The 25523-nt window shown below is 65.3% G+C and carries 27 protein-coding genes; 13 read left to right on the top strand and 14 right to left on the bottom strand.

Annotated elements, in window-relative coordinates; translation table 11 throughout:
* Position 1 precedes the first annotated feature (1 nt).
* The 4 genes from pyrF to GGD62_RS11800 all read left to right on the top strand — a co-directional run bounded on the left by pyrF (position 2) and on the right by GGD62_RS11800 (position 2803).
* A complete protein-coding gene (pyrF, locus tag GGD62_RS11815) occupies positions 2 to 712 on the top strand; it encodes an orotidine-5'-phosphate decarboxylase (RefSeq protein WP_018323494.1) in 711 nt (236 codons plus the stop codon).
* 23 nt (positions 713 to 735) lie between these two features.
* Complete coding sequence (locus tag GGD62_RS11810) at positions 736 to 1047, top strand: DUF1330 domain-containing protein (protein WP_092251380.1); 312 nt, start codon at positions 736 to 738, stop codon at positions 1045 to 1047.
* Positions 1048 to 1340: 293 nt separating this feature from the next.
* Entirely contained in the window at positions 1341 to 2156 is an 816-nt protein-coding gene (gene dapB, locus GGD62_RS11805) for a 4-hydroxy-tetrahydrodipicolinate reductase (RefSeq protein WP_026202940.1), read from the top strand.
* 23 nt (positions 2157 to 2179) lie between these two features.
* Positions 2180 to 2803 (top strand): 2,3-bisphosphoglycerate-dependent phosphoglycerate mutase, encoded by a 624-nt coding sequence (locus tag GGD62_RS11800; RefSeq protein WP_092251382.1) that lies wholly within the window; start codon positions 2180 to 2182, stop codon positions 2801 to 2803.
* A 119-nt stretch (positions 2804 to 2922) separates the two neighbouring features.
* Here the strand turns inward: GGD62_RS11800 and GGD62_RS11795 are convergent, their stop codons facing one another.
* A complete protein-coding gene (locus GGD62_RS11795; protein WP_018323490.1) occupies positions 2923 to 3819 on the bottom strand; it encodes a bifunctional helix-turn-helix domain-containing protein/methylated-DNA--[protein]-cysteine S-methyltransferase in 897 nt (298 codons plus the stop codon).
* A 54-nt stretch (positions 3820 to 3873) separates the two neighbouring features.
* Positions 3874 to 4404, bottom strand: coding sequence for a DUF2244 domain-containing protein (locus GGD62_RS11790; protein WP_026202939.1), 531 nt, complete (start codon positions 4402 to 4404; stop codon positions 3874 to 3876).
* Between the two features lie 22 nt (positions 4405 to 4426).
* On the opposite strand from GGD62_RS11790, the gene nth reads away from it, so the two are divergent.
* Genes nth through GGD62_RS11775 form a run of 3 tightly spaced genes read left to right on the top strand, consistent with a single transcriptional unit; the run spans position 4427 to position 7965 of the window.
* Positions 4427 to 5179 carry an endonuclease III gene (gene nth / locus GGD62_RS11785; RefSeq protein ID WP_183236551.1) on the top strand — a complete coding sequence of 251 codons (753 nt, stop codon included), beginning with the start codon at positions 4427 to 4429 and terminating at the stop codon, positions 5177 to 5179.
* A 34-nt stretch (positions 5180 to 5213) separates the two neighbouring features.
* The gene (locus GGD62_RS11780) at positions 5214 to 6350 is read left to right on the top strand and encodes an HlyD family secretion protein (RefSeq protein ID WP_183236552.1); all 1137 of its coding nucleotides are present in this window, start codon (positions 5214 to 5216) and stop codon (positions 6348 to 6350) included.
* On the top strand, positions 6337 to 7965 hold the full coding sequence (locus tag GGD62_RS11775) for an MFS transporter (protein WP_183708576.1): 1629 nt from the start codon (positions 6337 to 6339) through the stop codon (positions 7963 to 7965). The genes GGD62_RS11780 and GGD62_RS11775 overlap by 14 nt, the downstream gene beginning before the upstream one ends.
* Before the next feature lie 6 nt (positions 7966 to 7971).
* Here GGD62_RS11775 and GGD62_RS11770 read toward each other — a convergent pair whose 3' ends face one another.
* The 3 genes from GGD62_RS11770 to GGD62_RS11760 form a co-directional block, all read right to left on the bottom strand.
* Positions 7972 to 8712, bottom strand: coding sequence for a sulfate transporter family protein (locus GGD62_RS11770; RefSeq protein ID WP_179732520.1), 741 nt, complete (start codon positions 8710 to 8712; stop codon positions 7972 to 7974).
* 301 nt (positions 8713 to 9013) lie between these two features.
* Positions 9014 to 9460, bottom strand: a complete 447-nt coding sequence (gene nikR, locus GGD62_RS11765) for a nickel-responsive transcriptional regulator NikR (protein ID WP_018323485.1) — start codon at positions 9458 to 9460, stop codon at positions 9014 to 9016.
* A gap of 136 nt (positions 9461 to 9596) precedes the next feature.
* Positions 9597 to 12059 (bottom strand): heavy metal translocating P-type ATPase, encoded by a 2463-nt coding sequence (locus GGD62_RS11760; protein WP_183708574.1) that lies wholly within the window; start codon positions 12057 to 12059, stop codon positions 9597 to 9599.
* A gap of 64 nt (positions 12060 to 12123) precedes the next feature.
* Here GGD62_RS11760 and GGD62_RS11755 point away from each other — a divergent pair, with 64 nt between their 5' ends.
* On the top strand, positions 12124 to 12399 hold the full coding sequence (locus GGD62_RS11755; RefSeq protein ID WP_007598521.1) for a metal-sensitive transcriptional regulator: 276 nt from the start codon (positions 12124 to 12126) through the stop codon (positions 12397 to 12399).
* Positions 12400 to 12656: 257 nt separating this feature from the next.
* Here GGD62_RS11755 and GGD62_RS11750 read toward each other — a convergent pair whose 3' ends face one another.
* Positions 12657 to 13634, bottom strand: coding sequence for a YiiX/YebB-like N1pC/P60 family cysteine hydrolase (locus tag GGD62_RS11750; protein WP_183259470.1), 978 nt, complete (start codon positions 13632 to 13634; stop codon positions 12657 to 12659).
* 192 nt (positions 13635 to 13826) lie between these two features.
* Between GGD62_RS11750 and GGD62_RS11745 the strand changes: the two genes are divergently transcribed.
* Positions 13827 to 15215, top strand: coding sequence for an NAD(P)/FAD-dependent oxidoreductase (locus GGD62_RS11745; RefSeq protein WP_183708572.1), 1389 nt, complete (start codon positions 13827 to 13829; stop codon positions 15213 to 15215).
* A gap of 179 nt (positions 15216 to 15394) precedes the next feature.
* Here the strand turns inward: GGD62_RS11745 and GGD62_RS11740 are convergent, their stop codons facing one another.
* The 4 genes from GGD62_RS11740 to pheS all read right to left on the bottom strand — a co-directional run bounded on the left by GGD62_RS11740 (position 15395) and on the right by pheS (position 20374).
* Entirely contained in the window at positions 15395 to 16165 is a 771-nt protein-coding gene (locus GGD62_RS11740; RefSeq protein WP_183708570.1) for a sulfite exporter TauE/SafE family protein, read from the bottom strand.
* Positions 16166 to 16218: 53 nt separating this feature from the next.
* Complete coding sequence (gene pheT / locus GGD62_RS11735; RefSeq protein WP_183236556.1) at positions 16219 to 18627, bottom strand: phenylalanine--tRNA ligase subunit beta; 2409 nt, start codon at positions 18625 to 18627, stop codon at positions 16219 to 16221.
* Entirely contained in the window at positions 18624 to 19070 is a 447-nt protein-coding gene (locus tag GGD62_RS11730) for an endonuclease domain-containing protein (RefSeq protein ID WP_183708568.1), read from the bottom strand. Before GGD62_RS11730 ends, pheT begins: the two co-directional genes overlap by 4 nt.
* A gap of 221 nt (positions 19071 to 19291) precedes the next feature.
* On the bottom strand, positions 19292 to 20374 hold the full coding sequence (gene pheS, locus GGD62_RS11725; protein WP_183708566.1) for a phenylalanine--tRNA ligase subunit alpha: 1083 nt from the start codon (positions 20372 to 20374) through the stop codon (positions 19292 to 19294).
* A 144-nt stretch (positions 20375 to 20518) separates the two neighbouring features.
* On the opposite strand from pheS, the gene GGD62_RS11720 reads away from it, so the two are divergent.
* Entirely contained in the window at positions 20519 to 20938 is a 420-nt protein-coding gene (locus GGD62_RS11720) for a hypothetical protein (protein ID WP_183259616.1), read from the top strand.
* An 11-nt stretch (positions 20939 to 20949) separates the two neighbouring features.
* On the opposite strand, the gene rplT is transcribed toward GGD62_RS11720, so the two are convergent.
* A complete protein-coding gene (gene rplT / locus GGD62_RS11715; RefSeq protein WP_027561620.1) occupies positions 20950 to 21309 on the bottom strand; it encodes a 50S ribosomal protein L20 in 360 nt (119 codons plus the stop codon).
* 80 nt (positions 21310 to 21389) lie between these two features.
* On the bottom strand, positions 21390 to 21590 hold the full coding sequence (rpmI, locus tag GGD62_RS11710; protein WP_008143958.1) for a 50S ribosomal protein L35: 201 nt from the start codon (positions 21588 to 21590) through the stop codon (positions 21390 to 21392).
* A 270-nt stretch (positions 21591 to 21860) separates the two neighbouring features.
* On the opposite strand from rpmI, the gene GGD62_RS11705 reads away from it, so the two are divergent.
* Positions 21861 to 22265 (top strand): hypothetical protein, encoded by a 405-nt coding sequence (locus tag GGD62_RS11705; RefSeq protein ID WP_183236559.1) that lies wholly within the window; start codon positions 21861 to 21863, stop codon positions 22263 to 22265.
* A gap of 112 nt (positions 22266 to 22377) precedes the next feature.
* Here GGD62_RS11705 and infC read toward each other — a convergent pair whose 3' ends face one another.
* The gene (infC, locus tag GGD62_RS11700; protein ID WP_080670072.1) at positions 22378 to 22917 is read right to left on the bottom strand and encodes a translation initiation factor IF-3; all 540 of its coding nucleotides are present in this window, start codon (positions 22915 to 22917) and stop codon (positions 22378 to 22380) included.
* Between the two features lie 246 nt (positions 22918 to 23163).
* On the opposite strand from infC, the gene GGD62_RS11695 reads away from it, so the two are divergent.
* On the top strand, positions 23164 to 23952 hold the full coding sequence (locus GGD62_RS11695) for a carboxylesterase (protein ID WP_183708564.1): 789 nt from the start codon (positions 23164 to 23166) through the stop codon (positions 23950 to 23952).
* 29 nt (positions 23953 to 23981) lie between these two features.
* The gene (locus GGD62_RS11690; RefSeq protein ID WP_183708562.1) at positions 23982 to 24449 is read left to right on the top strand and encodes a nuclear transport factor 2 family protein; all 468 of its coding nucleotides are present in this window, start codon (positions 23982 to 23984) and stop codon (positions 24447 to 24449) included.
* Between the two features lie 102 nt (positions 24450 to 24551).
* Here the strand turns inward: GGD62_RS11690 and GGD62_RS11685 are convergent, their stop codons facing one another.
* The gene (locus tag GGD62_RS11685; RefSeq protein ID WP_092251405.1) at positions 24552 to 25349 is read right to left on the bottom strand and encodes an acyl-CoA thioesterase domain-containing protein; all 798 of its coding nucleotides are present in this window, start codon (positions 25347 to 25349) and stop codon (positions 24552 to 24554) included.
* Positions 25350 to 25523 lie beyond the last annotated feature (174 nt).

Genomic DNA, 25523 nt, shown 5'->3' with positions numbered 1-25523 from the left:
CATGACGCCAGCCGAGATCGCCCCCAAGGACCGCTTGATCGTTGCGCTCGATCTGCCCAGCGTCGATGCTGCGGAGGCGACGATCAACCGCCTCGGCGACAGCGTCAGCTTCTACAAGATCGGCTACCGACTCGCTTATGCCGGCGGATTGCCGCTGGTCGGCAGGCTCGCCGACAAGGGCAAGAAGGTCTTTCTCGATCTCAAGCTGCACGACATCGGCAACACCGTGATGCAAGGCGTCGAAAGCATCACCAGGCTTGGCGCCACATTCCTCACCGTGCACGCCTATCCGCAGACCATGAAGGGCGCGGTCGAAGGCCGCGGCAATTCCAGCCTGAAGATCCTCGCCGTCACGGTGCTGACCTCCTACAACGAGGACGATCTGCACGCGGCCGGCTATCGGCTCGGCGTCTCCGAGCTGGTCGAGGCCCGCGCGCAGCAGGCCCAGGTGCTTGGCATCGACGGACTGGTGTCCTCGCCCGAGGAGGTTGGGGCCTTGCGCAAGATCGTCGGGCACCAGATGCATCTCGTCACCCCCGGCATCCGGCCGGTCGGTTCGGCGACCGGCGACCAGAAGCGCATCATGACGCCGGGCCGCGCGATCGCGGCCGGCGCCGATTATCTTGTCGTCGGACGCCCGGTCGTCGAAGCCGCCGATCCGAAGGCGATTGCGGAAGCCATCCAGGCCGAGATCGCGCAAGCGCTCGGCTAATCAACAAACAAGGGAGAAGAACAATGGCAAAAGGCTACTGGATCGGGCGCGTCGATGTGAGCAGTGACGAGGGCTACAAGCCCTATGCCGTCGCCAATGGTCCGATCTTCAAGAAGTGGGGTGGCCGCTTCGTTGTCCGCGCCGGCAAGTTCACCACCGTCGAAGGCGCCAGCCGCACCCGCAACGTCGTGATCGAATTCCCGGACTACGAGACCGCGATCGCCTGCTACAATTCGCCGGAGTACCAGGCCAACATCAAGGTGCGCCAGCCCCACTCGGTCGCCGATCTCATCATCATCGAGGGCTATGACGGCCCGCAGCCGTCTGACTCGTAGATTTCGACTGCGGCGCTTCTTACCCTCCCCTGGAGGGGGAGGGTCGATCGCGCGCAGCGCGAGCGGGGTGGGGTGATCTCTCCACTCGGGCACTGTGCGCCGGGGGGAGACCGTCACCCCACCCCGCTGTGCATTCCGCTTCGCTGCATGCCCAGCGCCCACGAGCGAGCTACGCTCGTCTCGGACCCCTCCAGGGGAGGGTAAGAGGCGGCGCGTCGCTGCGATCTAGGTAAATCCCCCTCGGTTGCCGGAACTGCGTCCCCCCGCTACAACGGCCGTGAGAGGATCACACCATGTCCGACATGCGCCTGATTGTTGCTGGAGCCGGTGGCCGGATGGGCCGCGCGCTGGTGCGGGCGATTGCCGAGAGCAAAGGCGCGGTGCTGGCCGGCGCGCTCGAGGCCCCCGGCTCGGAGCTGCTCGGCAAGGATGCGGGTGTGCTCGCAGGGCTGCCGGCCAACGACATCAAGCTCTCCGCTGACCTCTGGGCGATGTCGAAGGAGGCCGACGGCATCCTCGACTTCACCGTTCCGGCGGCGACCATTGCAAATGTCGCGATCGCGGCACAGCGCGGGATCGTGCATGTCGTCGGTACGACCGGATTGTCCGGCTCCGACAACGCCGTGATCAAGAGCGTCACCAACCGTGCCGTCGTGGTGCAATCAGGCAATATGAGCCTCGGCGTCAATCTACTGGCCGCCGTGGTCAAGCGCGTCGCCAAGGCGCTCGACCAGAGTTTTGATATCGAGATCGTCGAGACTCATCACCGGATGAAGGTCGATGCGCCGTCCGGCACCGCGCTGATGCTGGGGCAGGCCGCAGCCAGCGGCCGCGGTGTCACCCTCGATGACCATTCGGAGCGCGGCCGTGACGGCATCACCGGCGCGCGCAGGCCGGGCAATATCGGCTTCGCCTCGTTGCGCGGCGGCACCGTCGCCGGCGATCACAGCGTCACCTTCCTCGGCCCGTTCGAGCGCCTGACGTTGTCGCATCAGGCCGAGGACCGCATGCTGTTCGCCCATGGCGCGCTGAAGGCGGCGCTCTGGGCACACGGCAAGAAGCCCGGGCACTACTCCATGGCCGACGTGCTCGGCCTGTCCGACATCTAATCGAACCTAACGGAAAGCAGTCAATGAGCGAACGTCTTCTCGTGCTCGTGCGCCACGGCCAGAGCGAATGGAATCTGAAGAACCTGTTCACGGGTTGGAAGGACCCTGACCTCACCGAGCTCGGCGTCAAGGAAGCCACGGAAGCCGGCCGCAAGCTGAAGGCGCAGGGCCTCGTGTTCGACGTCGCCTACACTTCGGTGCTCACGCGCGCGCAGCACACGCTCGATCTCATTCTCGGCGAGCTCGGCCAGGAGGGCCTGCCGACGGCCAAGAACCTCGCGTTGAACGAGCGCGACTACGGCGATCTCTCCGGCCTCAACAAGGACGACGCTCGCAAGAAATGGGGTGAGGACCAGGTGCTGATCTGGCGCCGCTCCTACGACGTGCCGCCGCCCGGCGGCGAAAGCCTGAAGGACACCCTCGCGCGCGCGCTGCCGTATTACGTGCAGGAGATCCTGCCCGGCGTGCTCAACGGCAAGCGTACCCTCGTCGCCGCCCACGGCAATTCGCTGCGCGCGCTGATCATGGTGCTGGAAAAGCTCTCGCCCGAAGGCATCTTGAAGCGCGAGTTGGCGACGGGTGTGCCGATCATCTACCGCCTCAACGCGGATTCGACCGTGGCCTCGAAGCTCGATCTGGCGGGTTAAGGACGGTCCGGTAGGGTGGGCAAAGGCGCACAGCGCCGTGCCCACGATCTTTCCATGATAGCTGACGTAAGGTGGGCACGCTTCGCTTTGCCCACCCTACGGCAGTGTGCTTGCGGTGCCTACTGCATCCCCAGCTGTCCGGCCTCCCAGCCCAGCATCGCCTGTTTGCGGGTGATGCCCCAGTGATAGCCGGTGAGCGTGCCGCTCTTGCCGAGCGCGCGGTGGCAGGGCACGACGAACGAGACCGGGTTCTTGCCAACCGCCGCGCCGACGGCACGCGAGGCCTTCGGGCTGTTGATGTTGCAGGCGATGTCGGAATAGGACACTGCGCGTCCCATCGGGATCTTCAAGAGCGTCTCCCATACCCGCACCTCGAAATCGGTGCCGATCATCACCACGCGCAGCGGCTGGTCCGGCCGCCACAGCTTCGTATCGAAGATGCGCGCAGCCAGCGGCGCGGTGCCTTCGTGATCCTCGACATAGGTGGCGTTCGGCCAGCGCCGGGTCATGTCAGCGAGCGCAACCTTCTCCTCGCCGTGATCGGCGAAGGCAAGCCCCGACAGGCCGCGGTCGGTCGCGATCACGATCGCGGTGCCGAACGGCGAGGGGTGAAAGCCGTAACGCAGGGTCAGGCCGGCGCCGCCGTTCTTCCATTCGCCCGGCGACATGGCTTCGTGGGTCACGAAGAGATCGTGCAGCCGTCCCGGGCCTGACAGCCCGGAGTCGAGCGCGGCGTCGAGAATGCTCGCGGAATCGCGCAAGAGGCCTTTGGCGTGATCGAGCGTCAGCGCTTGCATGAAAGCCTTCGGCGTGATCGAGGCCCAGCGGCGGAACAGATGGTGCAGCTCATCCGGCGTGACCCCGGCCGCATCCGCCATCGCCTCGATGGTCGGCTGCGCGCGCCAGTTCTCCGAGATGAAGGCGATCGCCCGGCGTACCGAATCATAGTCGCGCAGCGCGGCGTTCTGGGTGCCCGGCCTGGCCAGGCGCTGGTCATGTATGGCGAGTGTCATCATGACTGGAAATGTAGGAGAGGGACGGGTGGGAAACCACCCGATTTCTGACTGCGCTCAGGTCACCGGATTGTAGGTCGGGCCGCGCCGGGCGGCATTCAGGGCGCCGACCAAGGCATTGTAAAAACTCGCTTTTTCCTCTGGCCCGAGAAAGCCGGCAATGAGAATCCGGCGGCCGCGCGAGATCAGATAGAGGTGCTCGATGCCGTATTCCTCGTCGACCTCCTGGTCGATCCGGACCCAGAGCGGATTGAATGTCCATTCCGAGACCTGGCCGCGATGGCTGACGCGGCGCACGCGCAGCTCCGACGGCGTGACCACGATCTCCTCGCTGGCCCGCGCCGCGCGGAAATTGGCCTTGAAGGCCCACCAGATCACGAGAACGTCGAGGCCGAAGAAACCGAACACCGGCCAGGCACCCATCATCAGGAAGGCGAGGCCCGTGACGAAGCTGACCACGCTCAGGAACAGCATCACGGCGAGGAAGCCGGTGCGGTTCAGCGAGCGGTGCGGCGTCAGCCGCGCGGAGAAGATCTGCGCGTCGCGCGGATCAGGACCGCTGCCGTCAATTTCGTTGCCTGTGCTCATCGTCCCTCAGTATATCCCGATCATGGCGAAAATCACCCGCAAGCCGGCTCCGCGCAAAGCGTCCGTGCCGAAGAAGAAGGCAAAGGCGGTCGTCGCAAAGCCGAACGCGCCCGCCAAAAAGACGCTCAAGGCGATCAAGCGCTGGACGCCCGCCGAGGTCCATGAGGTCTTCAGCCGTTTCCGCAAGGCCAATCCGGAGCCGAAGGGCGAGCTCGAGCACGTCAATCCGTTCACGCTGCTGGTCGCCGTGGTGCTGTCGGCCCAGGCAACCGACGCCGGCGTCAACAAGGCGACGCGCGCCTTGTTCGAGGTCGCCGACACTCCGCAGAAGATGCTCGATCTCGGCGAGGAGTCTTTACGCGAGTACATCAAGACGATCGGCCTCTACCGCACCAAGGCCAGGAACGTGATCGCGCTGTCGGCCAAGGTGCTCAGCGAGTTTGGCGGCGAGGTGCCGCGCACGCGCGCCGAGATCGAGTCGTTGCCCGGTGCGGGACGCAAGACCGCCAACGTCGTGCTCAACATGGCCTTCGGCGTGCACACCATGGCGGTCGACACGCATGTCTTCCGCGTCGGCAATCGCACGGGACTTGCGCCCGGCAAGACGCCGCTCGAAGTCGAGCTTGGTCTCGAAAAGGTGATCCCGGCCGAGTTCATGCTGCATGCCCATCATTGGCTGATCCTGCATGGCCGCTATACTTGCCTCGCACGCAAGCCGCGCTGCGAGGTCTGTCTGATCAACGATCTGTGCCGGTGGCCGGAGAAGACGGTGTGATGGCGGTGAGAGCAGAGCGTCTTTGGGTAAAATCGTGAGTCAACAGGAACAAGTCCCGCCCCCGGCTGCCGCCGCAACGCCTGCCCCACCACCGAAGCCGACGCAGCGGCCAGCCACTTCACTGTGGAGCCGGTTCGCGATCCCGCTATTCGCTGTGATCGTCGCGCTCGGCTTCGTCGCGCTGGCGACGCTGCGCTTCGACGAATGGGTCGGCAATGCCGTGATCCAGACCACGAATGATGCCTATGTGCGCGCCGAGTTGACACGGCTTTCGAGCCGCGTCTCGGGTGAAGTGCTGACCGTCGCCGTCACCGACTTCCAGCGGGTCAAGGCCGGTGATCTCCTGATCCAGATCGATCCCGCCGATTACGAGGCCCAGGTCGCGCAGTCCGAAGCTTCGGTCGCCGCCGCTCAGGCCGCGCTCGACAATCTGGCCAACCAGGTCGAGCTGCAATATGCGACGATCGCGCAGGCGCAGGCGGCGCGGCTTTCCGCGGAAGCCATGGAAGTCGAGGCACGGCAGGAGCAGGAGCGTCAGCAATCGCTGTCGCAGACCGAATCCGGCACGCGGCAGCGGCTCGAGCAGGCGGTGGCTGCTTACGCCAAGGCGCAGGCCGATGTGCGTGCGAGCCGCGCCGTGATCGCCGCCCAGCAGCACCAGCTCGAAGTCCTGCAAGGCACCCGGAAGCAGCGCGCCGCCGATGTCGCAGCGGCCAAGGCAACGCTGGCGGGTGCGAAGCTCAAGCTCGGCTACACCAGAATATCGGCGCCGTTCGACGGCGTCGTCGGCGAGCGCCAGGTGCAACCTGGCGACTACGTCAATATAGGCACCAACCTCATCAACGTGGTGCCGCTGCCGCAGGTCTATGTGATCGCGAATTACAAGGAGACCCAGCTCACTCATGTGCAGCCGGGCCAGCCGGTCGAGATCACCGTCGACAGCTTTCCGCGCGAGACGCTGCGCGGCAAGGTCGAGCGCATCGCGCCGGCGACGGGCGCGCAAGTGGCGCTGCTGCCGCCTGATAACGCCACCGGCAATTTCACCAAGGTGGTGCAGCGTATTCCCGTCCGCATCCAGCTCGATGATAACCAGCCGCTGCTGGCGCGGCTGGTGCCGGGCATGTCGGTCGTCACCCGCATCGACACCAAGGCCGGCAATGGCGGAAAATGACGACACAGACCGCGGACCGCTCTCGCGCGGCGGCGTCGCGCCGCAGCCGCTGTTCGCCGTGGCGGCGGTCCTGCTCGGCTCCTTCCTCGCCAATTTCGACAGCCGGCTGACCACCGTCGGCCTGCCCGATTTGCGTGGCGCGTTCTCGCTCAGCTTCGACGAGGGCGCCTGGCTCTCCACCGCCGGCATCGGCTCGCAGATCTTCATCGCGCCCGCAGTGGCATGGCTCGCGACCGTGTTCGGGCTGCGCCGCGTGCTTGGCATTCCGAGCCTGATCTATGCCGTCGTCTCGCTGATCCTTCCCTTCGTGCACGATTATCCAACGCTGCTCGCGCTCAGCGTCGTGCATGGCCTGCTGCTCGGCACCTTCGTGCCGGCGACGCTGATGATCGTGTTCCGCAATCTGCCGATCCGCTGGTGGCTGCCGGCGATCTCGATCTATTCGATCCGCGTCGGCTTCGCATTGGATACCTCGACCTCGCTGGTCGGCTTCTATGTCGACCATCTCGGCTGGCAATGGCTGTACTGGCAGAGCGTCGTGATCGCGCCGCTGATGGGCCTGATGGTCTATCTCGGCACGCCGAACGAGCCCGTGAATCGCGCGCTGCTGCGCGAGGCCGATTGGGGCGGCATGCTGCTGCTCGGCGCATCCGTTTCGATGATTTATGCCGGGCTTGATCAGGGCAATCGATTGGACTGGCTCGGCTCGGGGACGGTGATGGCGCTGCTCGCCAGTGGCGCGGTGCTGTTCGCAGGCTTCCTCCTCAACGAGTCGCTGGTGCGGCAGCCCTGGGCGCATGTGAACGTCTTGTTCTCGCGCAATATCGGACTGGGGCTGGTGCTGATCCTGCTTTACACACTGACGAGCCTGTCCAACGCCTCGCTGGTGCCGAACTTCCTCGCCGCCATCGCCCTGCTCAGGCCCGAGCAGAGCGGCATGCTGCTGCTCACCTATGGCGCGCTGCCGATGCTCGTGCTGGTGCCGCTCTCGATCTGGCTGCTGCGGCATTTCGATACGCGCACCGTGATTGTCATGGGTTTCGCCTGCTTCGCCGCCGCCAATCTCTGGGGCACGCAGCTCACCCATGACTGGGCGCGCGAGGATTTTGTCGGCATCGTGCTGCTCCAGGCGATCGGGCAGTCGCTGACCTTGTTGCCGCTGATCATCACGCTGCTGTCGAACTCCGATCCGAGCCGCGCCACTTCCTTTGCCGCCTATATCCAGATCATGCGGCTCGGCGGCGCCGAGATCGGTGTGGCGCTGATGGGGACATGGCTGCGCGTGCGCGAGCAGGTCCATTCCTTCTATCTCGGCCAGAACCTCGGCGTCGGCGAAGTCGATGTGGTCCGCGTCCTGAAGCAGCTTGCCGATCACTTCGCTGCCCACGGTGCCGGGCTGGCGCAGCCGCGCGCGCTCGGCACGCTGGCGGGCATCGTGCAGCGCGAGGCCAATGTGCTCGCCTATATCGACGGCTTCTGGCTGTGCTTCTGGCTCGCGATAGCCGCGCTCGGCGTTGTCGCACTCATCACCCGCGCCCCGCCCGGCCCGTTCACGCCAGCGCCGTTCGGCTTCGCCAAGACGGTGCTGCGGAAGTGCGGCGTGCAGGTGACGTAGAGCGCGTTACCGCATCTGCCGCGCCGGCTCGATCAGCTCGGGCCTCGGGCCCGACAGCCGCTTGTGCATGTGGACCATGAAGGCCATGCCGAAGATCGGCGTCGCCAGATTCACGATCGGGATCGAGACGAAGGCGGCGATGAAGAGGCCGGCGGTGAAGATAGTGGCGGCATTGTCGCGCCGCATCGCCTTGGCCTCTTCCGGCGAGCGGAAGCGCATCGCGGCGAGCTCGAAATATTCGCGGCCGAGCAGCCAGGCGGCGGCGATGAAGAAGATCAGGAAGCCTGCGCCGGCGAAAAGCACCAACGGCAACGCGATCAGATAGACCAGGATGGTCAGGAGCGCGGTCTTGATGCCCTCGAAGATGGCCTGGCTGAACGGCAGCGCGAGCCCCGGCTGCTCGGCGGGATAATGCTCGCGCTCGACGATGTCGGCGACGTCGTCGACGAACAGGCTCGCCACCAGCGAGGTGATCGCGGGCATCAGGAACACGCCGCCGAACACGACGCCGAGGCCCGCCGCGATCGAGACGATCCAGGACAAGACCTCGAGAGAGGTGTGCCAGCCCGGCCCGAGCAGGCCTTCCAACCAGACCTCGCCATGGGTCGCAAACCAGCTGAGCAGCCGCTGCAAGCCGATCGCCAGCGCGGTGATCAGCACGAGCGCAAGCCCGATCGACCGCCACAGGATCGAGCGCATCGGCGGCGAGATCATTTGCGACAGCGCCTTTACGGCGGCATCCAGCATCGGAGGGGCCCTCTGAGGTAAACACTGCGCGAGAGGTAGACACCCAATGCGGCTTCGGCAAGGGAGGGCTTGCCGCGCTGCTGACGGCCGCAAACGCGGCGCGAGCCCTTGCTTACCCTCCCCTGGAGGGGGAGGGTCGGCTCACATTGAGCGCAGCGAAATGTAAGACGGGGTGGGGTGATCCCTCCCCACGGGCACTGTTCGACGCGGAGAGACCGTCACCCCACCCCGCTCGCGCGGCGCGCGATCGACCCTCCCCCTCCAGGGGAGGGTAAGAGCCGCTACGCTCTCCTAGAATAGCCTACTCGTGCCGGTGCCCATGCTTTCGCGCCTTCACCGCCTTGCCTTCGCCGGTCGGGATCATCACCACGCGGCCGTAGCGGACGCCGCGTTCGGCGATGATATGGTCGGCGAAATGCTTGACCTCATCCGCCGACCCCCGCAGCGCCGTCATCTCCATGCAATTGTTGTCGTCGAGATGGACGTGCAGCGTTGCCAGCGCGAGGTCGTGATGGCCGTGGAATTCCTGCACCAAGCGTTTTGACAGATCGCGGGCGGCGTGGTCGTAGACATAGACGAGACCGGCCACGCATTGGCCGGTCTGCGCGGTGTCCTCGGTGCTCTGCTGCAGGCCGGCGCGGGCGAGGTCGCGGATGATCTCGGAGCGGTTCTGGTAGCCGCGCGCTTCCGCCGCCGCGTCGATCTCCGCCAACAGATCGTCCTCGATCGTGATGGTAATTCGCTGCATCAGATATTCCCCGCGTGCCTCGCCTGTGTTCCGTGAACCGTAGCCCGGATGGAGCGAAGCGCAATCCGGGACGGTACCAATTTGCGGGCAAGACCCCCGGATTTCGCTTGCGCTCCATCCGGGCTACGCAGTGTCCTCACAGCCGCGTCGCCCGCAGCCGCAGCGCATTTCCGACCACGCTCACCGAGGACAGCGCCATCGCCGCCGCGGCGATGATCGGCGAGAGCAGCACGCCGAAGGCGGGATAGAGGATGCCGGCCGCGATCGGAATGCCGGCGGCGTTGTAGATGAAGGCGAAGAACAGGTTTTGCCGGATGTTGCTCATCGTCGCCTGCGACAGCTTTCGCGCCCGGACGATGCCGACGAGGTCGCCCTTGAGCAGGGTCACGCCGGCGCTCTCCATCGCCACATCCGTGCCGGTGCCCATGGCGATGCCGACTTCCGCGGCGGCCAGCGCCGGCGCGTCGTTGACGCCGTCACCGGCCATCGCGACGCTGCGGCCGGCCTTTTGCAGCTTCGTCACCACCGCGCTCTTCTGATCCGGCAGCACCTCGGCCTCGACCTCGGCGATGCCGAGCCGGCGCGCCACCGCTTCCGCCGTGGTGCGGTTGTCGCCCGTCAGCATGATGACCTTGATGCCTTCGGCAGCTAACGCCTTCAGTGCCTCCGGGGTCGAGGCCTTGACCGGATCGGCGATCGCGAACAGGCCGGCGAGCCTTCCGTCGACGGCCATGTTGATCACCGTGGCGCCGTCGCCGCGCAGCCGCTCAGCCTCGGCGTCGAGCGTCTTGGTGTCGATCCCGATCGACGTCAGATACCTGGCATTGCCGAGCACGATGGTCTTGCCGTCGACCTTGCCGGTGGCGCCCTTGCCGGTCGGCGAGTCGAAGTGCTCGACCTGGCCGAGGGCCAGTTGCTTCTCCTTGGCCGCGCGCACGATCGCGTCGGCCAAAGGATGTTCGCTGGCGCGCTCGACGCTGGCGGCAAGCTTGAGGATGTCATCCTCCGCAAAGCCTGACGCCGGCACGATCGCGACCACCTTGGGCTTGCCCTCGGTCAGGGTGCCCGTCTTGTCGACCACCAGCGTGTCGATCTTCTCCATCCGCTCCAGCGCCTCGGCGTTCTTGATCAGCACGCCGCCTTGCGCCCCGCGGCCGACGCCGACCATGATCGACATCGGGGTTGCGAGGCCCAGTGCGCAGGGGCAGGCGATGATCAGCACGCTGACGGCGGCGACGAGACCGAAGGCCAGCCGCGGTTCCGGACCGAACCAGGCCCAGGCGCCGAAGGCCGCGAGGGCGACGACGATCACCATCGGCACGAACCAGCCCGCGACCTGATCGGCCAGCCGCTGGATCGGCGCGCGCGAGCGCTGCGCGTCCGCGACCATCTGCACGATCTGCGACAGCAGCGTCTCGCGTCCGACCTTGTCGGCGCGCATGATGAAGCTGCCCGACTGGTTCAGCGTGCCGGCGATCACCTTCGCGCCGGCCTCCTTGGTGACTGGCATGGACTCGCCGGTGACCAGCGATTCGTCGAGCGAGGAGCGGCCCTCGAGGATCACGCCGTCAACCGGCACCTTTTCGCCGGGGCGGACGCGCAGACGTTCGCCGGCATGGAGCGCATCGATTTCGACCTCGTGCTCGCTGCCGTTGTCATCGACGCGGCGCGCGGTCTTCGGCGCAAGCTGAAGCAGCGCCTTGATCGCGCCGGAGGTTGCGTCACGGGCGCGCAGCTCCAGCACCTGGCCGAGCAGCACCAGCACGGTGATGACGGCAGCCGCCTCGAAATAGACGGCGACCGCACCCTCATGGCCGCGGAACGTTGCGGGGAAGATCTGCGGCACGACGGTGCCGATGATGCTGTAGACATAGGCAACGCCCGTGCCCATCGCGATCAGCGTAAACATGTTGAGGTTGCGCGTCAGCAGCGACTGCCAGCCGCGAACGAAGAACGGCCAGCCGGCCCACAGCACCACGGGGGTGGCGAAGGCGAGCTGGATCCAGTTCGACAGCGTCTGATCGATCCAGCTGTGCGGGCCCGCGAGATGGCCGCCCATCTCCAGCACCACGGCCGGCAGCGCCAGCGCGGCGCCGATCCAGAACCGCCGCGTCATGTCGGCAAGCTCGGGGTTGGGGCCGGTCTCCAGGCTTGCCACTTCCGGCTCCAGCGCCATGCCGCAGATCGGGCAGCTGCCAGGTCCGACCTGGCGGATCTCCGGATGCATCGGGCAGGTGTAGATCGTGCCCGCGGGCATCTCCGGCTCGGGCGCCTTGTCCTTGGCGAGATATTTTGCGGGATCGGCGGCGAACTTGGTGCGGCAGCCGGCCGAGCAGAAATGGAAGGTCTCGCCGTGATGGTCGAAGCGGTGCTTCGAGGTCGTGGGATCGACAATCATGCCGCAGACGGGATCGTGCACCTTGCTGACCGCATCGCCATGGTCATGCGCGTGATGATGGTCGTGGCCGGCACGATCGCCGTGCCCGCCGCAGCAGGAGGCCGCCGGCTTGGTCGCTTCCGTCTTGGCCGCTTCCGTCTTGCCGGAACAACCGCATCCGGAATGTCCGTCCGCGCCCTGATGATGCCTGTGTTCGTTCATTGCCTTGCTCCGGCCTTCTATCCAGGGTCTTGCAACCCATACCCGGTAGGGGTATATAGACCCCATGCGCAAGGACATCAAGGCATCTGTCGGAAAACGCCTCGGCCGGATCGAGGGCCAGGTTCGCGGCCTCTCGAAAATGGTAGAGGAGGACCGCTACTGCATCGACATCGTGACGCAGATCTCGGCGGTGCGAGCCGCACTGCGCCGGGTCGAGGAGGAGGTCCTGAAGGACCACGTCGCCCATTGCGTCGAGCACGCGATCGCGAGCGGCGACAAGGCCGACCAACGCGAGAAGATCGCAGAGCTGATGGCGGTGATCGGGCGGGCGGAGCGGTAGGTCTTTACTCCCGTCATTGCGAGCGAAGCAATCCAGACTGTCCCCGAGGAAGTAGTCTGGATTGCTTCGTCGCAAGAGCTCCTCGCAATGACGGTTGCTGAGGTGCTCGCGCCACACTCACAGGCGTCGTCCCCGCGAACGCAACGACCCATAACCCCAGGGAAGGGTTTGACGAAGAGTGGGAGTTCCGGATTTCTACCGTGCGCAGCCGATAGATCACGCGGTATAGGTCCCTGCTTTCGCAGAGACGACAGCCGTTACGCCGCCCTCTCGCGCACCCGGCCACGGCGCCTCGGGCGGTACATCGCCAGCTTCTTCAGCAGCGGGACATGCCCGGGAACGCGTTCAGACGTCCCCGCAAGGCACTCACTCATTTGCGCAGCCGGAATTTCAGCCGGCGCTTCTTGGTCAACCGCCTCAGGAACGAGCGGCGGCGCACTGATCGTTTCTGGAAACACACTGAATGTGCCCGCTACCTCCTCGAGCGGCTTCTGCTTGTCGGCCCAGTGCAGGGCGGTGTAGTCGAACCCGTGCACGATGGTGGGTTTGACGACTTCGAAATAGGGCGAGATGTCGAAGTCGCGGGGCATGTAGAGCGAGGAATCGCGGATGTGCAGGATCTCGCGGCGGGCCGCGCGGCTGCCGGCCTTGGTGATCTTCGGCAGGATCGGATAGCGCACCGCGTCGAACGCCTGTGCGATCAGCGCCGAGCAGATGATCTTGGTGGGATCGCCCGAGCCGATCGCGATCATGCGTCGCCGCCAGCGCTGCGGCACCGGCAACGGGAACAGAAAGCGCATGAGGTCGACGATGTTCTTGGTGTCGTAGCCGAAGCCGATGCGGTTGATCGCATAGCGGCAGACGGTGGTGCGGTCCTCGTAGGACAGCCCGACCGGGCGGCAGAGGCGGGTGTGATAGGGGAAATATTTCGACAGCGGCGCAGAGGTGACGCCTTCGCCGATATTGGCCTCGATCAGCACATGCGGTTCGCCGTCGGGCTCCGTGGCGCCCTCGACCGGGCCGACATAGAGCGCGGCATGCGACCAGGTCGACTGCGTCAGATATTTGATGATGCCGGAGATGCGGTTGTTGCCCTCGACCAGCAGCACGTCGCCGGGTTCGATCACGCCGCGCAGGTGCTCCGGGTCACTCGGCGTGAACGGCTCGTAGCCCGGCACCTCCTTGGAGAGGTACGCGGCAATCAGCTTGCCGACTGAATCTAGGACCGTCCCCATTTCCAACTCCCCCCACGGCCTTTTGCGGCCGTCTTTTTCCCTTCTCTATCATGGTCGAAACGTGTTGCAATTCGGTTCATCACTCCGTGACATCAAGCACGATTGATTCACCATGATGGTTGCCGTGCAACATCAGATGCGGCAAGGTTCGCTGACTGTTCCCGTTCGCCGCAAGTCCTCGGAAACCATGACATGACAATCACGCGCCGCGGTTTCCTTGTCGCGTCGGCGGGCCTTGCCGCGATGCCGGTCCTGCGCGCATCCGCCGCGCCTCTGCCGCGCGAGGCCGACATCGTCGTGATCGGTGCGGGAGCCGCGGGAATCGCTGCGGCGCGGCGCATCATGGCGACGGGCCGCAAGGTCCTCGTGATGGAAGCGGCATCGCAAGTCGGCGGCCGCTGTATCACCGACAGCACAACCTTCGAGGTGCCGTTCGACCGCGGCGCACGCTGGATGCACAATCCCGACACCAATCCGATGATCCGGCTGGCGCGCAGTGTCGGGCTGGACGTGCTGCCGGCGCCATCGGGCCAGAAGATGCGCATCGGCCGCCGTAACGCGCGCGCGGGCGAGACCGAGCAATTCCTGGCGGCGCTGGTGCGCGCCAACCGCGCCATCGACGATGCCTCGCGGGCTAAGCTGGATACCTCTTGCGCCTCCGTGCTGCCGAAGGATCTCGGCGACTGGGCGGGCGCGGCCGAGTTCATGCTGGGCGCGGGCTTTGCCGGCAAGGACCTGAAGGAGCTGTCCGCGATCGATAAGGGACGCGCGCAGGATCGCAACGCGGCGATCGCCTGCCGTCAGGGTCTGGGCACGCTGATCACCAAACTCGGGGAGCAGGCGCCGGTGGCGCTGTCGACGCCGGCGAGCCGCATCAGTTGGAGCAACCGCGACGTCAGCGTTGAGACGCCAGCCGGCAAGATCGCCGCACGCGCCGCCATCGTCACGGTCTCGACCAACGTGCTGACATCGGGCACGATCAAGTTCACGCCCGACATTCCCAAACGCACGCTGGACGCGGCGTCGAAGCTCGGCCTCGGCAGCTACGATCGCATCGTGCTGCAATTGCCCGGCAATCCGCTCGGCCTGTCGCGCGACGATATCCTCATCGAGCAAAGCAATTCGACACGCACGGCGTTGATGTTCGCCAACATCGGCGGCTCCTCGCTGTGCTCGATCGACGTCGGCGGCGCATTCGGCCGCGATCTCTCCGAGCAGGGTGAGAAGGCAATGGTCGCCTTTGCCAGGGAATGGATCACGAAATTGTTCGGTAGCGAAGCTGCGGCTACCGTCGGGAAGACCAGCGCCACGCGCTGGAACGCCTCGCCCTACGTTCTGGGTGCGATGTCGGCGGCTTCCCCCGGCGGTCAGCTGTCGCGCAAAACCCTGAGCGAGCCGATTGGCAATGTGTTCCTCGCCGGCGAAGCTACGCACGAGACGCTGTGGGGCACCGTCGACGGCGCCTGGGAAAGCGGCGAACGCGCCGCGGACGCAGCCTTGCGCAAGATCGGTGCGCTCAAGGACGATTCGGCGGATGTGCCGACGCAGTCGACGAAGAAGCGCCGCGTGCCGCGGCAGTAAGCCAGTCAAGCCGCCAAACACTCCGCCGTCGTCCCTGCGAACGCAGGGACCCATAACCACAGGGAGACGTTTGACGATGCCTCGCAGTTGAGAGATCGTCGTCGGGACTGTCACTTGTGTCTTATCGATAGATCACGCGGTATGGGTCCCTGCGTTCGCAGGGACGACAGCGGAGATAATCAGCGCAACACCCGGTCCAGCACCGGCAGCCCGGCAATTACCGCCATCGCGATCAGACCATAGCAAATCGCGCGAAACACCCGCTCGCTGGCGCGGCCGAACAGCGAGGCGCCGAATGCGACGCCGATCGCATAGACCGGGCCGACGATCAGCGAGAGCGCGAGCGATTCGCGGCTGATCAGCCCCGTGGCCGCGTAGCTGATCATCGAGAAGAAGTCAGACGCGCCGAAGAACAGCACGATGTTGGCGCGCGCGACGATCGGCGCAATCGGGCGGCCGAGCCAGTAGCCGACGATCGGCGGGCCGCCGGTCTGCGCGAGACCGCTGCAGAAGCCGGAGAGGCCGCCGATGCCGACCGAAAGCCAGGTGTGGTCCTTGCCACGATAGCGCCAGCCCGACAGCAGCAAGAGCAGCAAAGCGGCGACGAAGCAGGAGATGATCCAGCGCGTGGTGACGGGCTCGAGCACGCTGAGGAAATAGGTGCCGACGGGCACGCCGACCAGCGCGCCCAGCACGATCACCGCGGTCGCCTTGCGGTCCGCCTTCCGCCACGCGTCCGGCAGCAGCGGTGCCGCCGCGACGAAGTCGATGACGAGCAGGAGCGCGGCAACGAGCCGCGGCGCAGCAATGCTGCTCGCCAGCGGCATGAAGATCAGCGCCGAGCCGAAGCCCGAGAAGCCGCGTGCAGTGCCGGAAACGAAGGCGACGGCGCAGAGCGCCATCTCAATGGTGAGGCTGACGTCCTTCGGAAGGAAGTCCGCAAGGGTCATGCTTTATTTCCGGAGCATGATGTTGTCCGAAAACCGCTTCGCACTTTTCGGCATCATGCTCTCAGCGTGCCGCCGGTCTTCTTCGTGACCTCGGCCACGACCTTCGCCGCGACAGCCTCGATCTCCTGATCGGTCAGCGTCTTCTCGCGCGGCTGGATCGTCACCGCGATTGCGATCGACTTCTTGTCGTCGTCGATGCCCTTGCCCTCGTAGACGTCGAACACGTTCACGCCGGTGATCAGCTTCTTGTCGACACCCTGCGCGGCGCGCACGATGTCGCCCGCCTTCACGGTGCGATCGACGATGAAGGCGAAGTCACGCGAGACCGGCTGGAACGCCGAGAGCTCGATCAGTGGCTTGGCGCGGGTCGGCTTCTTCTTCGCTTCCGGAATACGGTCGAGGATCACCTCGAACACCATCAACGGGCCGTCGGCGCCGAGCGCCTCGAGCGCTCTGGGGTGCACCTCGCCAAAATAGCCGAGCACGTTCTGCGGCCCGATCTGGATCGTGCCGGAGCGACCCGGATGCAGCCATGCCGGACCGCCGGCGACGATCTGCAGCGCCTGCATCGGCGCACCGGCGGCTGCCAGCACAGCCAGCGCGTCCGCCTTGGCGTCGAACACATCAGCCTGGGCCGAGCCCGACCAGTGCCGTCCCAGACCTTCCGAGGAGGCAAAGCCGCGGCGCACGCCGCTCGCGGCGATGAACTGATCCTGCGGGCGATCGCCCTTGAAGATTTGTCCAACCTCGAACAGCGCGACATCGCTGGCGCCGCGATTGGCATTCGCCTGTGCGGCCGCGATCAGGCCCGCGAGCAGCGTCGGGCGCATGTCGGAGAGATCAGACGCGATCGGGTTGGCGACTTCGAGCTCGCGCTGGCCGCCGCCGAACAGTTTTGCCGCGGACTTCGTGATGAACGACCAGGTCACCGCTTCGATGATGCCGCGGCTTGCGAGCGCGCGCCTGGCGCGGCGGGTGCGCAGCTGCAGTGGCGTCAGCACCGGTTTGCGCGCGTCCTCGCCGCGCTCGAACGGCGTCATCGGCACCTTGTCGACGCCGAAGATGCGGACGATCTCCTCGACGATGTCGGCCTTGCCGTGCACATCCGTGCGCCACGAGGGCACCGCGACCTTCACCACCGGGCCGGGGCCCGCCATCATGAAGCCGAGATGGGTCAGGATGCGCTTCATCTCGACCTGCGGCACCTCGATGCCGGAGAGACGCTTGACCTCGGTGACGGGGAAGTCGATCACGCGGTCGTCGCCGAAGGATTTGCCGACCACGACGGTCTCGGACGGCGTGCCGCCGCACATCTCCATCACCAGCTTGGTCGCCAGCTCCAGACCCGGCACCATGAAGGCCGGATCGACGCCACGCTCGAAGCGGTAGCGCGCGTCTGAATTGATGCCGAGCTTGCGGCCGGTCTGGGCGATGTTGATCTCGTTCCACAGCGCCGATTCGATCAGCACGTCGGTGGTATCATCGTCGCAGCCGGAGGCTTCGCCGCCCATGATGCCGGCGAGCGATTCGACGCCGTGCTCGTCCGCGATCACGCAAATGGCGGGATCGAGATTGTAGGTGCGGCCGTCGAGCGCCAGCAGCGTCTCGCCGTCACGCGCGCGGCGCACGACCAGATTGCCCTTCACCTTCCTGGCGTCGAACACGTGCAGCGGCCGCGCGCGGTCGTAGGTCATGAAGTTGGTGATGTCGACCAGCGCGTTGATCGGGCGCAGCCCGATCGCGGTCAGCCGCTTCTGCAGCCATTCCGGCGACGGACCGTTCTTGACGCCACGCACGAGGCGGAGCGCGAAGCCCGGACACAGCGTGGAATCCTCGACCGTGACCTTCACAGGGCACGCGAATTCGCCCTTGATCGGCTTGATCGCGGGATCCCTGAACTTGCCCATGTCGGCGGCGGCAAGGTCGCGCGCGATGCCGTGCACGCCGGTGCAGTCCTGCCGGTTCGGCGTCAGGTTGATCTCGACCACGGGATCGCCGAGCGCGGCCCATTCGGTATAGCCGGCGCCAACAGGCGCATCCGCCGGCAATTCCATGATGCCGTCATGGTCGTTGGAGATCTGCAGCTCGGCCGCCGAGCACAGCATGCCGCGGCTCTCGACGCCGCGGATGGTGCCGACGCCCAGCGTGATGTCCTTGCCGGGAATGTAGGTGCCGGGCGGCGAGAACACGCTGACGAGACCCGCACGCGCATTCGGCGCGCCGCAGACGACCTGCACCGGCGCGCCGCCGTCACCGGTATCGACCATGCAGACGCGCAGGCGATCCGCATTCGGATGCTGCTCGGCCGAGATCACCTTCGCAATCGTGAAAGGCTTCAGCGCCTTCGCCTTGTCCTCGATGTTCTCGACCTCGAGCCCGATCATGGTGAGCTTCTCGGCGAGCTTGTCCAAGGGCTCGTCGGTCTCGAGATGATCCTTCAGCCAGGAGAGGGTGAATTTCATGGCTGTTTCTTCTCCACGGAGACGGTCTGCTCCCTCTCCCGCTTGCGGGGGAGGGTTGGGGTGGGGGCTCTCTCCGCGACGGTGGTCGCGATTATTTCAAGAACGCCGCCACGATTGGTCATGACATCGAGGTTGCTGAAGCGGAGCACCTTGAAGCCCATCGCTTCGATTGCGCTAGAGCGACGCGCGTCGGCGCGCTCGCCATCATTCGAGAAGTGTTGGCCGCCATCGAGCTCGATGACGAGCTTGGCTGCGTGGCAGATGAAATCGGCGATGTAATTCTCGATCGGCACTTGGCGGCGGAAGCTCACGCCATTCAGCCGGTTGCCACGTAGCTCCGACCAGAGGATTCGCTCTGCATCTGTTGAGTCGCGCCTGAGCGCACGAGCATCGGCTCGCAGCTTGGCCGATACCTTCCAGTCCGGATGCTTGGGATCAACCATCGGCAGCCCCATTGCGGAGAAACCCTCTCCCCAACCCTCCCCCGCAAGCGGGGGAGGGAGCTCGACCTGTCGAGCGGCAGGAGAATACGTACCCATACGACGAACGCCACACACGCGCTCTATCCATTCCCTCCCCCGCTTGCGGGGGAGGGGCAGGGAGAGGGCTGTCTCCGCAGAGGGAACGGAGAGAGTCTTCGCAAGCTCTGGCGCGAGGGCGAGCATCACGAGCTCAGCCCCCCAGCCAGCGTCGGCACCTCCAGCGGCTTGAAGCCGTAGTGGCTCAGCCAGCGGACGTCGCTGTCGAACAGCTGACGGAGGTCGGCGATGCCGTATTTCAGCATGGCGATGCGGTCGATGCCCATGCCCCAGGCGAAGCCCTGGTACTCGTCGGGGTCGATGCCGCAGGCGCGCAGCACGTTCGGATGCACCATGCCGCAGCCGAGAATCTCGAGCCAGTCCTCGCCCTCGCCGAAGCGGATCTCGCCCTTGTCGCGGCGGCACTGGATGTCGACTTCCAGCGACGGCTCGGTGAACGGGAAGAACGACGGTCGGAAGCGCATGTTAATGTGGTCGACCTCGAAGAACGCCTTGCAGAACTCGTGCAGGATCCATTTGAGGTGGCCGAGATGCGAGTGCTTGTCGATGACGAGGCCCTCGACCTGGTGGAATTGCGGCGTGTGGGTCGCGTCCGAATCGATGCGGTAGGTGCGGCCCGGGCAGATCACGCGGATCGGCGGCTTCTGGCTCAGCATCGTGCGCACCTGCACCGGCGAGGTGTGGGTTCGCAGCAGCATGCGCGAGCCATCCTCCTTCGGATGGAAGAAGAAGGTGTCGTGCATCTCGCGCGCCGGATGGCCTTCCGGAAAATTCAGCTTGGTGAAGTTGTAATCGTCGGTCTCGATGTCGGGGCCTTCGGCGACCGAGAATCCCATGTCGGCGAAGATGGTGGTCAGCTCGTCCCAGACCTGGCTCAGCGGATGAATGCGGCCGGCTTCCGTCGGCGCATCGCGCAGCGGCAGCGTGACATCGACGGTCTCGGACGCGAGCCGCGCATCGAGCGCGGCCGATTTCAGCACGTCGCGCCGGGCGGCGAGCGCCTGGGTGACCTCGTCCTTGGCCTGGTTGATCGCAGGGCCTTGCGTCTTGCGCTCGTCCGGCGACATCTTGCCGAGCGTTGCCAGCAAGGCTGAGATCGAGCCCTTCTTGCCGAGCGAGGCAACGCGGACGGCTTCGAGGGCCGTTTCGTCGCCGGCAGCACTGATCTGCGCGAGGATGGATTGAACGAGACTGGCGAGGTCGGACACGGTCGGATCCCTCAAACTTGCAAAAGGCTGCCGGGTTGTGGCCGCAGCCGGGGCGGAACGTCAAGCCGAATGGACGTCGTAAACGCGGGGCATTTGAACCGTAAAGGCATGGCTGGCACCAACCTGAACGCGAAGGAGGGGACGATGCGTTTGCGATCCTGCGTGGCCGGCCTGGCCCTGGTTCTCTTGCAAGGCTTTCTGGGAGGCGCAGCTCTCGCCGCCGAAGAATGCCAGGCCAAATCCACGTCGATGGATGACATCATCGTGGCCCTGAACGCGGCGCCGGGCTGCGAGCGTGCCATGAAGCAGTTCGAAGCCTGCGCATACGGCGCCAGCGGCGACGTACAGTTCGGTGAGGTGGTCGAGAAGAAGTGCGAGGCCGATTTCATCGGCCAGCTGCAGCCGCCACAGAAGCTCAGCTACCAACGCGAGTTGCGGGTCTGCGACCAGAAGTACCGGAGCAAGTCCGGCACCATGTATATCTCGGCCACGGCCTTCTGCCGGGCGGAGGTCGCCCAGCGCTACTCGCAACGTGCGCTGAAGGCCGGCAAAGCCGGCCGCTAGCGCCGCAGGGCTCAGGCGGCGAGCGCAGCCTTGGCCTTCTCGGCGATCGCCTGGAACGCCGCGGGCTCGCTGATCGCGAGATCCGACAGCACCTTGCGGTCCACGGTGATCCCGGACTTGGCCATGCCGTCGATAAATCGGCTGTAGGTCAGGCCGAACGGACGGACGGCAGCGTTGATGCGCTGGATCCAGAGCGCGCGGAAGGTCCGCTTCTTGCGCTTGCGATCACGGAACGCGTACTGCTGGGCCTTTTCCACGGCCGGCTTGGCGGCGCGGATGGTGTTCTTGCGGCGGCCGTAGAAACCCTTGGCGGCCTTGTAGACTTTCTTGTGCTTGGCGTGGGCGGTCACACCGCGTTTGACGCGAGACATGACAAAATCCTTCAGAGATGACTTTGGTTATCGGATTGCCGCGCAAGACGCGGCACGGTTGGCAATGATCGTGGACGCGATCAGGCGTTCGGCAAGAAGTACTTCTTGACGTTGTCGCCGTCGGTCTTGAACAGCACCGCGGTGCCGCGCAGCTGACGGATCTGCTTCTTCGTCCGCTTGATCATGCCGTGACGCTTGCCGCGATGGGCGAACATCACTTTGCCGGTGGCAGTCACCTTGAAGCGCTTTTTAGCGCCCGATTTGGTCTTCAGCTTGGGCATTTGGCTCTCCTAATGGCCACAGAGTTCCGCCCGCGAAGGCGGCTGGCCGTCAAAATGCTCGTTAGAGCGTTGATTGTGCTCAGGTTTTACGAACAAGCGCGAAACCCGCACGAAACACCGCCACGGCAGCCCTTAATCAGCCGGGCGATGAAGGCTGGGCTTATGACAGAGGACAGGCCGATTGGCAACGATGAACCGGCAGAACCAGCCCGGCGACTATTCGGAATTGCGACCCTCATGTCTAAGCCTGTCGCCTGGAGCAGGACCAAAATGGCCCATTTTTCCCGATCGCTTCCCTCTTTGACTGCTTTCGCCCGTCCGCGCCATCTGGCGCTTCTGGCCGTGCTCGCCACGACCGCGCTGCCGTCGACGGCCGATGCCCGCGTCGGCGGCTATGACGGCGTCTGGAATGTCACCTTCGCCACCACGCGGGGCAATTGCAGCTCCGGCTACAGCGTCCCCTTCACGGTGACCGGCAGCCGGGTGTCATCCGCCGGCGGCGGCCGGGTCTCCGGCAAGGTCAATCGCGGCGGTGCCGTTGCGGTCCAGGTCTCGGTCGGCGCGTCCCATGCCAGCGGCGGCGGCCGGCTAGCCGGCGTGAACGGAGCCGGCTCGTGGAGAGGTGTCATTTCCGGTGACCAGTGCAGCGGCACCTGGCAGGCGACACGGACGTAGCTGTCGCCGGGAAAGCTGCTGCGCACCTCCCTGCCTGCAGGGAGGTGAAAACAAAACGGCCCGCCGGAGATCCGGACGGGCCGTTGAACTCTTGAGTTCCAAACAACCGGCGTCAGCGCGGCGCCAGAACCATGACGACCTGGCGTCCCTCGAACCTGGCGTCCTGCTCGACCTTGGCGAGCTCGGCGACGTCGGTCTTGATCTTGTCGAGCAACTTGGTGCCGATCTCCTGATGCGCCATTTCGCGGCCGCGATAGCGCAGCGTGATCTTGACCTTGTCGCCCTCTTCGAAGAACCGCTGCATCGCGCGCATCTTCACGTCGTAATCGTGGTCGTCGATCATCGGGCGGAGCTTGATCTCCTTGATCTCGACGATCTTCTGCCGCTTGCGGGCTTCAGCGGCTTTTTTCTGGGCCGAATACTTATACTTCCCGTAGTCCATGATCTTGCAGACGGGAGGGCTGACGTTCGGCGAGATCTCGACCAGATCCATGCCGGCTTCCTGGGCCATCCGGATGGCCATGACGGTCTCGACCGTGCCTTTGTTGTCACCGGCCTGATCGATCAGCTGGATCTGCGCATTGCGAATATCATCATTGATGCGCGGCCCATCTTTGCTGGCGACGGGCGGGGCTTTATTGGGACGGCGAATGGGTGGTTCTCCAAAGTTGTGAAAGAGGCTGCTATTTTGCAGGAAGATGCGTTTGCCGGCAAGCAATTCGCTCCTGCGCGAAACGAAAAACCCTCAAATGCGAGGTATTTCGGCCACGCCTGGGCACGCTGACCGACATAGACACCTTGCTTCCGTTCCGCAAGCGTCCCAAAGGGACAATGCCGGTCTCCGGCGCTGCGGAAGACGACCCGACAGCTCAAACCGCGCAGCCAGGTTAAACGTTCCATGAGCCATGCAATTCCCGATGCCGTACTCGATGCCATCGACGTGGGTGAGGGCCCGTCAGCACGCAGGATCGCGGTGCGCAGCCGGCGCGGGCAGGGGCCCGGGCTGGTCTGGCTCGGCGGATTCAAATCGGACATGCAGGGCAGCAAGGCCCTGGCACTGGACGCCTGGGCCCGAGACCACGGCCGCGCCATGGTCCGGTTCGACTATTCCGGTCACGGCGAATCCGGCGGCGATTTCGCCGATGGAACCATCGGACGCTGGCTGGAGGAGTGCGTGGCGGTGTTCGAACGGTTCTGCGATGGCCCGCAGGTCCTGATCGGCTCCTCCATGGGCGGCTGGATGGCCCTGCTGCTCGCGCGCGAGATCAGGAAGCGATCCGGCGCGGCCTCGCTCGCGGGCTTGGTGCTGATCGCGCCGGCGCCGGACTTCACCGAGGAGCTGATGTGGAAGAATTTTTCACCAGCGGTGAAGCAGGAGATCGAGACCAAGGGTCTCTGGCTGCGGCCATCCGAATATGGCGACGGCTCGCCCTATCCGATCACGCGGAACCTGATCGAGGAAGGCCGCAATCATCTCGTGCTCGGCAGCGCCATCGATCTCGGCTGCCCGGTCCGCATCCTGCAAGGTGCGAAGGATCCTGATGTCCCCTGGCAGCACGCTTTTGCGCTGACGCATCGCCTGCCGGCCGACGACGTCGTGCTGACCATGATCCAGGACGGCGATCACCGCCTCTCGCGCCCGCAAGACATCGCGCGCATTCTTGCCGCGGTGGCTGAGATCGGGTGAAGTGCCTTCTTCCTTCAAGAGGCAATCCAATGACCACCACCGCCATGCTGCGCGCCTTCTGCGATGCTGTCGAGCAGCGCAACGGCAAAGCGTTCGCCGAGCTGTTCACCGAGGACGGCGTCTATCACGACGTGTTCTACGGCGCTTTCGCCGGCCGTGAGAAGATCGCCGCGATGATCGACGACTGGTTCTATCGCGCCGCGACCGATTTCCGCTGGGACATGCACGATCCTGTCACCGACGGCACCACGCTCTATGCGCGCTACACCTTCAGCTATCGCTCGATCTTGCCGGAAGCTGGCGGTGCGCGGGCGATGTTCGAGGGTGTCGCGATCATGACGCTGAACGGCGGCAAGATCGTGAGCTATCACGAGGTCGCCAATACCGCGCCGGCATTCATCGACCTGAAGTTTGCACCGGAACGCATTGCCAAGATCGTCGCCAAGCAGGGCGCGGCGCTGAAGGCGCGGCCGGAGATGCAGCGGCATCTCGCCTAGTCGTCATTCCGGGGCGCGCGGAGCGCGAACCCGGAATCTCGAGCTTGCTGCGCGAGATTCCGGGTTCAGCCCTGCGGGCTGCCCCGGAATGACGGCAAGCTCCTATCGCTTCGAAGGATTGGCCATCGGCTTGCGCTGCGCCAGCGCGGCCACCGTCGCGGTGCCGATCGGACCCTGTTCGTCATAAAGCCAGCATTCGCCGATCGCGACGCCGTCGGTGGCGTGATGGTTCACCACCTCGAAGCCGATCCAGTTCGTCACCGGCAGGCGATGCAGATAGATCGTCACGTCGCTGTTGATGTAGCCGAGCCCGTTGTCGCCGGCGTTGGCAAAGGGGCTGGCGAAATCCGCGCCGGTGGCAACGTGGACGAACGGCGTCATCGGCACGCCCGCGACGAGCTCGCGCACCTCGCTCATCCAGAGTTTTCGCGGACCGAGCGAGCCCATATGACCGACAATGGGGCGCGTCGTCCATTTGCCGTTCATGCCGAGCCTGGGATCGGTGGGTTTTGGAATGTCGGCCGGCTTCGGCACGTCCCAGTTCGGCGGCGACCAGACATTGCCATCAGGATTTTGCGTCTTGCGCAGCAGCTGGCACGAGGCCCGCGCCATGCTAACGCCGCCGGAGACGAATTCCGCTTCGACCACGCGGATGCGCAGGCCGTCACGCACGAGGCGCGTCGTCACCTCGATCGGCTTATCGATGGTCGGCAGCCGAAACATGTCGACGGTGAGCCGCGCCGGCACCAATTCGGGACCCGAATGGCGCTCCTCGATGGCGAAGCCGAGCAGCCCGACGACGACGCGCCCGTGCAGCGATTTCGGATCCCACGGACCGTTGGCGGCTTCCGTCGGATGGAATGTATCGCTGTTGCGGGTGAAGAAAGGCAGGTTTGTCATGCGCGCGAGATTGAAGAAACGCGCGGGGAAATCAAGGGTGGTGGTGCCGTCGTGAGAGTCAGGCCGCGCAAGCTATCGCCACAACAACAGGTGTCTTCGCCCGCGAAGGCGGGCGATCCAGTACTCCGAGACGGCGGTGATTGAGTCGAGAAGCCGCGGCGTACTGGATTCCCC

This window comes from Bradyrhizobium sp. ERR14 (assembly GCF_014198235.1).
In the GTDB taxonomy this organism is placed as follows: Bacteria; Pseudomonadota; Alphaproteobacteria; order Rhizobiales; family Xanthobacteraceae; genus Bradyrhizobium.
Note: the sequence above shows the minus strand (reverse complement) of the source record. Positions and strands in the feature narration are given on the sequence as shown.

Excerpts from the sequence above, each read along its gene's own strand:
- pyrF (WP_018323494.1), top strand. The coding sequence starts at position 2 with ATGACGCCAGCCGAGATCGCCCCCAAGGACCGCTTGATCGTTGCGCTC.
- GGD62_RS11810 (WP_092251380.1), top strand. The coding sequence starts at position 736 with ATGGCAAAAGGCTACTGGATCGGGCGCGTCGATGTGAGCAGTGACGAG.
- dapB (WP_026202940.1), top strand. The coding sequence starts at position 1,341 with ATGTCCGACATGCGCCTGATTGTTGCTGGAGCCGGTGGCCGGATGGGC.
- GGD62_RS11800 (WP_092251382.1), top strand. The coding sequence starts at position 2,180 with ATGAGCGAACGTCTTCTCGTGCTCGTGCGCCACGGCCAGAGCGAATGG.
- GGD62_RS11795 (WP_018323490.1), bottom strand. The coding sequence starts at position 3,819 with ATGATGACACTCGCCATACATGACCAGCGCCTGGCCAGGCCGGGCACC.
- GGD62_RS11790 (WP_026202939.1), bottom strand. The coding sequence starts at position 4,404 with ATGAGCACAGGCAACGAAATTGACGGCAGCGGTCCTGATCCGCGCGAC.
- nth (WP_183236551.1), top strand. The coding sequence starts at position 4,427 with ATGGCGAAAATCACCCGCAAGCCGGCTCCGCGCAAAGCGTCCGTGCCG.
- GGD62_RS11775 (WP_183708576.1), top strand. The coding sequence starts at position 6,337 with ATGGCGGAAAATGACGACACAGACCGCGGACCGCTCTCGCGCGGCGGC.
- GGD62_RS11770 (WP_179732520.1), bottom strand. The coding sequence starts at position 8,712 with ATGCTGGATGCCGCCGTAAAGGCGCTGTCGCAAATGATCTCGCCGCCG.
- nikR (WP_018323485.1), bottom strand. The coding sequence starts at position 9,460 with ATGCAGCGAATTACCATCACGATCGAGGACGATCTGTTGGCGGAGATC.
- GGD62_RS11760 (WP_183708574.1), bottom strand. The coding sequence starts at position 12,059 with ATGAACGAACACAGGCATCATCAGGGCGCGGACGGACATTCCGGATGC.
- GGD62_RS11755 (WP_007598521.1), top strand. The coding sequence starts at position 12,124 with ATGCGCAAGGACATCAAGGCATCTGTCGGAAAACGCCTCGGCCGGATC.
- GGD62_RS11750 (WP_183259470.1), bottom strand. The coding sequence starts at position 13,634 with ATGGGGACGGTCCTAGATTCAGTCGGCAAGCTGATTGCCGCGTACCTC.
- GGD62_RS11745 (WP_183708572.1), top strand. The coding sequence starts at position 13,827 with ATGACAATCACGCGCCGCGGTTTCCTTGTCGCGTCGGCGGGCCTTGCC.
- GGD62_RS11740 (WP_183708570.1), bottom strand. The coding sequence starts at position 16,165 with ATGACCCTTGCGGACTTCCTTCCGAAGGACGTCAGCCTCACCATTGAG.
- pheT (WP_183236556.1), bottom strand. The coding sequence starts at position 18,627 with ATGAAATTCACCCTCTCCTGGCTGAAGGATCATCTCGAGACCGACGAG.
- GGD62_RS11730 (WP_183708568.1), bottom strand. The coding sequence starts at position 19,070 with ATGGTTGATCCCAAGCATCCGGACTGGAAGGTATCGGCCAAGCTGCGA.
- GGD62_RS11720 (WP_183259616.1), top strand. The coding sequence starts at position 20,519 with ATGCGTTTGCGATCCTGCGTGGCCGGCCTGGCCCTGGTTCTCTTGCAA.
- rplT (WP_027561620.1), bottom strand. The coding sequence starts at position 21,309 with ATGTCTCGCGTCAAACGCGGTGTGACCGCCCACGCCAAGCACAAGAAA.
- rpmI (WP_008143958.1), bottom strand. The coding sequence starts at position 21,590 with ATGCCCAAGCTGAAGACCAAATCGGGCGCTAAAAAGCGCTTCAAGGTG.
- GGD62_RS11705 (WP_183236559.1), top strand. The coding sequence starts at position 21,861 with ATGGCCCATTTTTCCCGATCGCTTCCCTCTTTGACTGCTTTCGCCCGT.
- GGD62_RS11695 (WP_183708564.1), top strand. The coding sequence starts at position 23,164 with ATGAGCCATGCAATTCCCGATGCCGTACTCGATGCCATCGACGTGGGT.
- GGD62_RS11690 (WP_183708562.1), top strand. The coding sequence starts at position 23,982 with ATGACCACCACCGCCATGCTGCGCGCCTTCTGCGATGCTGTCGAGCAG.
- GGD62_RS11685 (WP_092251405.1), bottom strand. The coding sequence starts at position 25,349 with ATGACAAACCTGCCTTTCTTCACCCGCAACAGCGATACATTCCATCCG.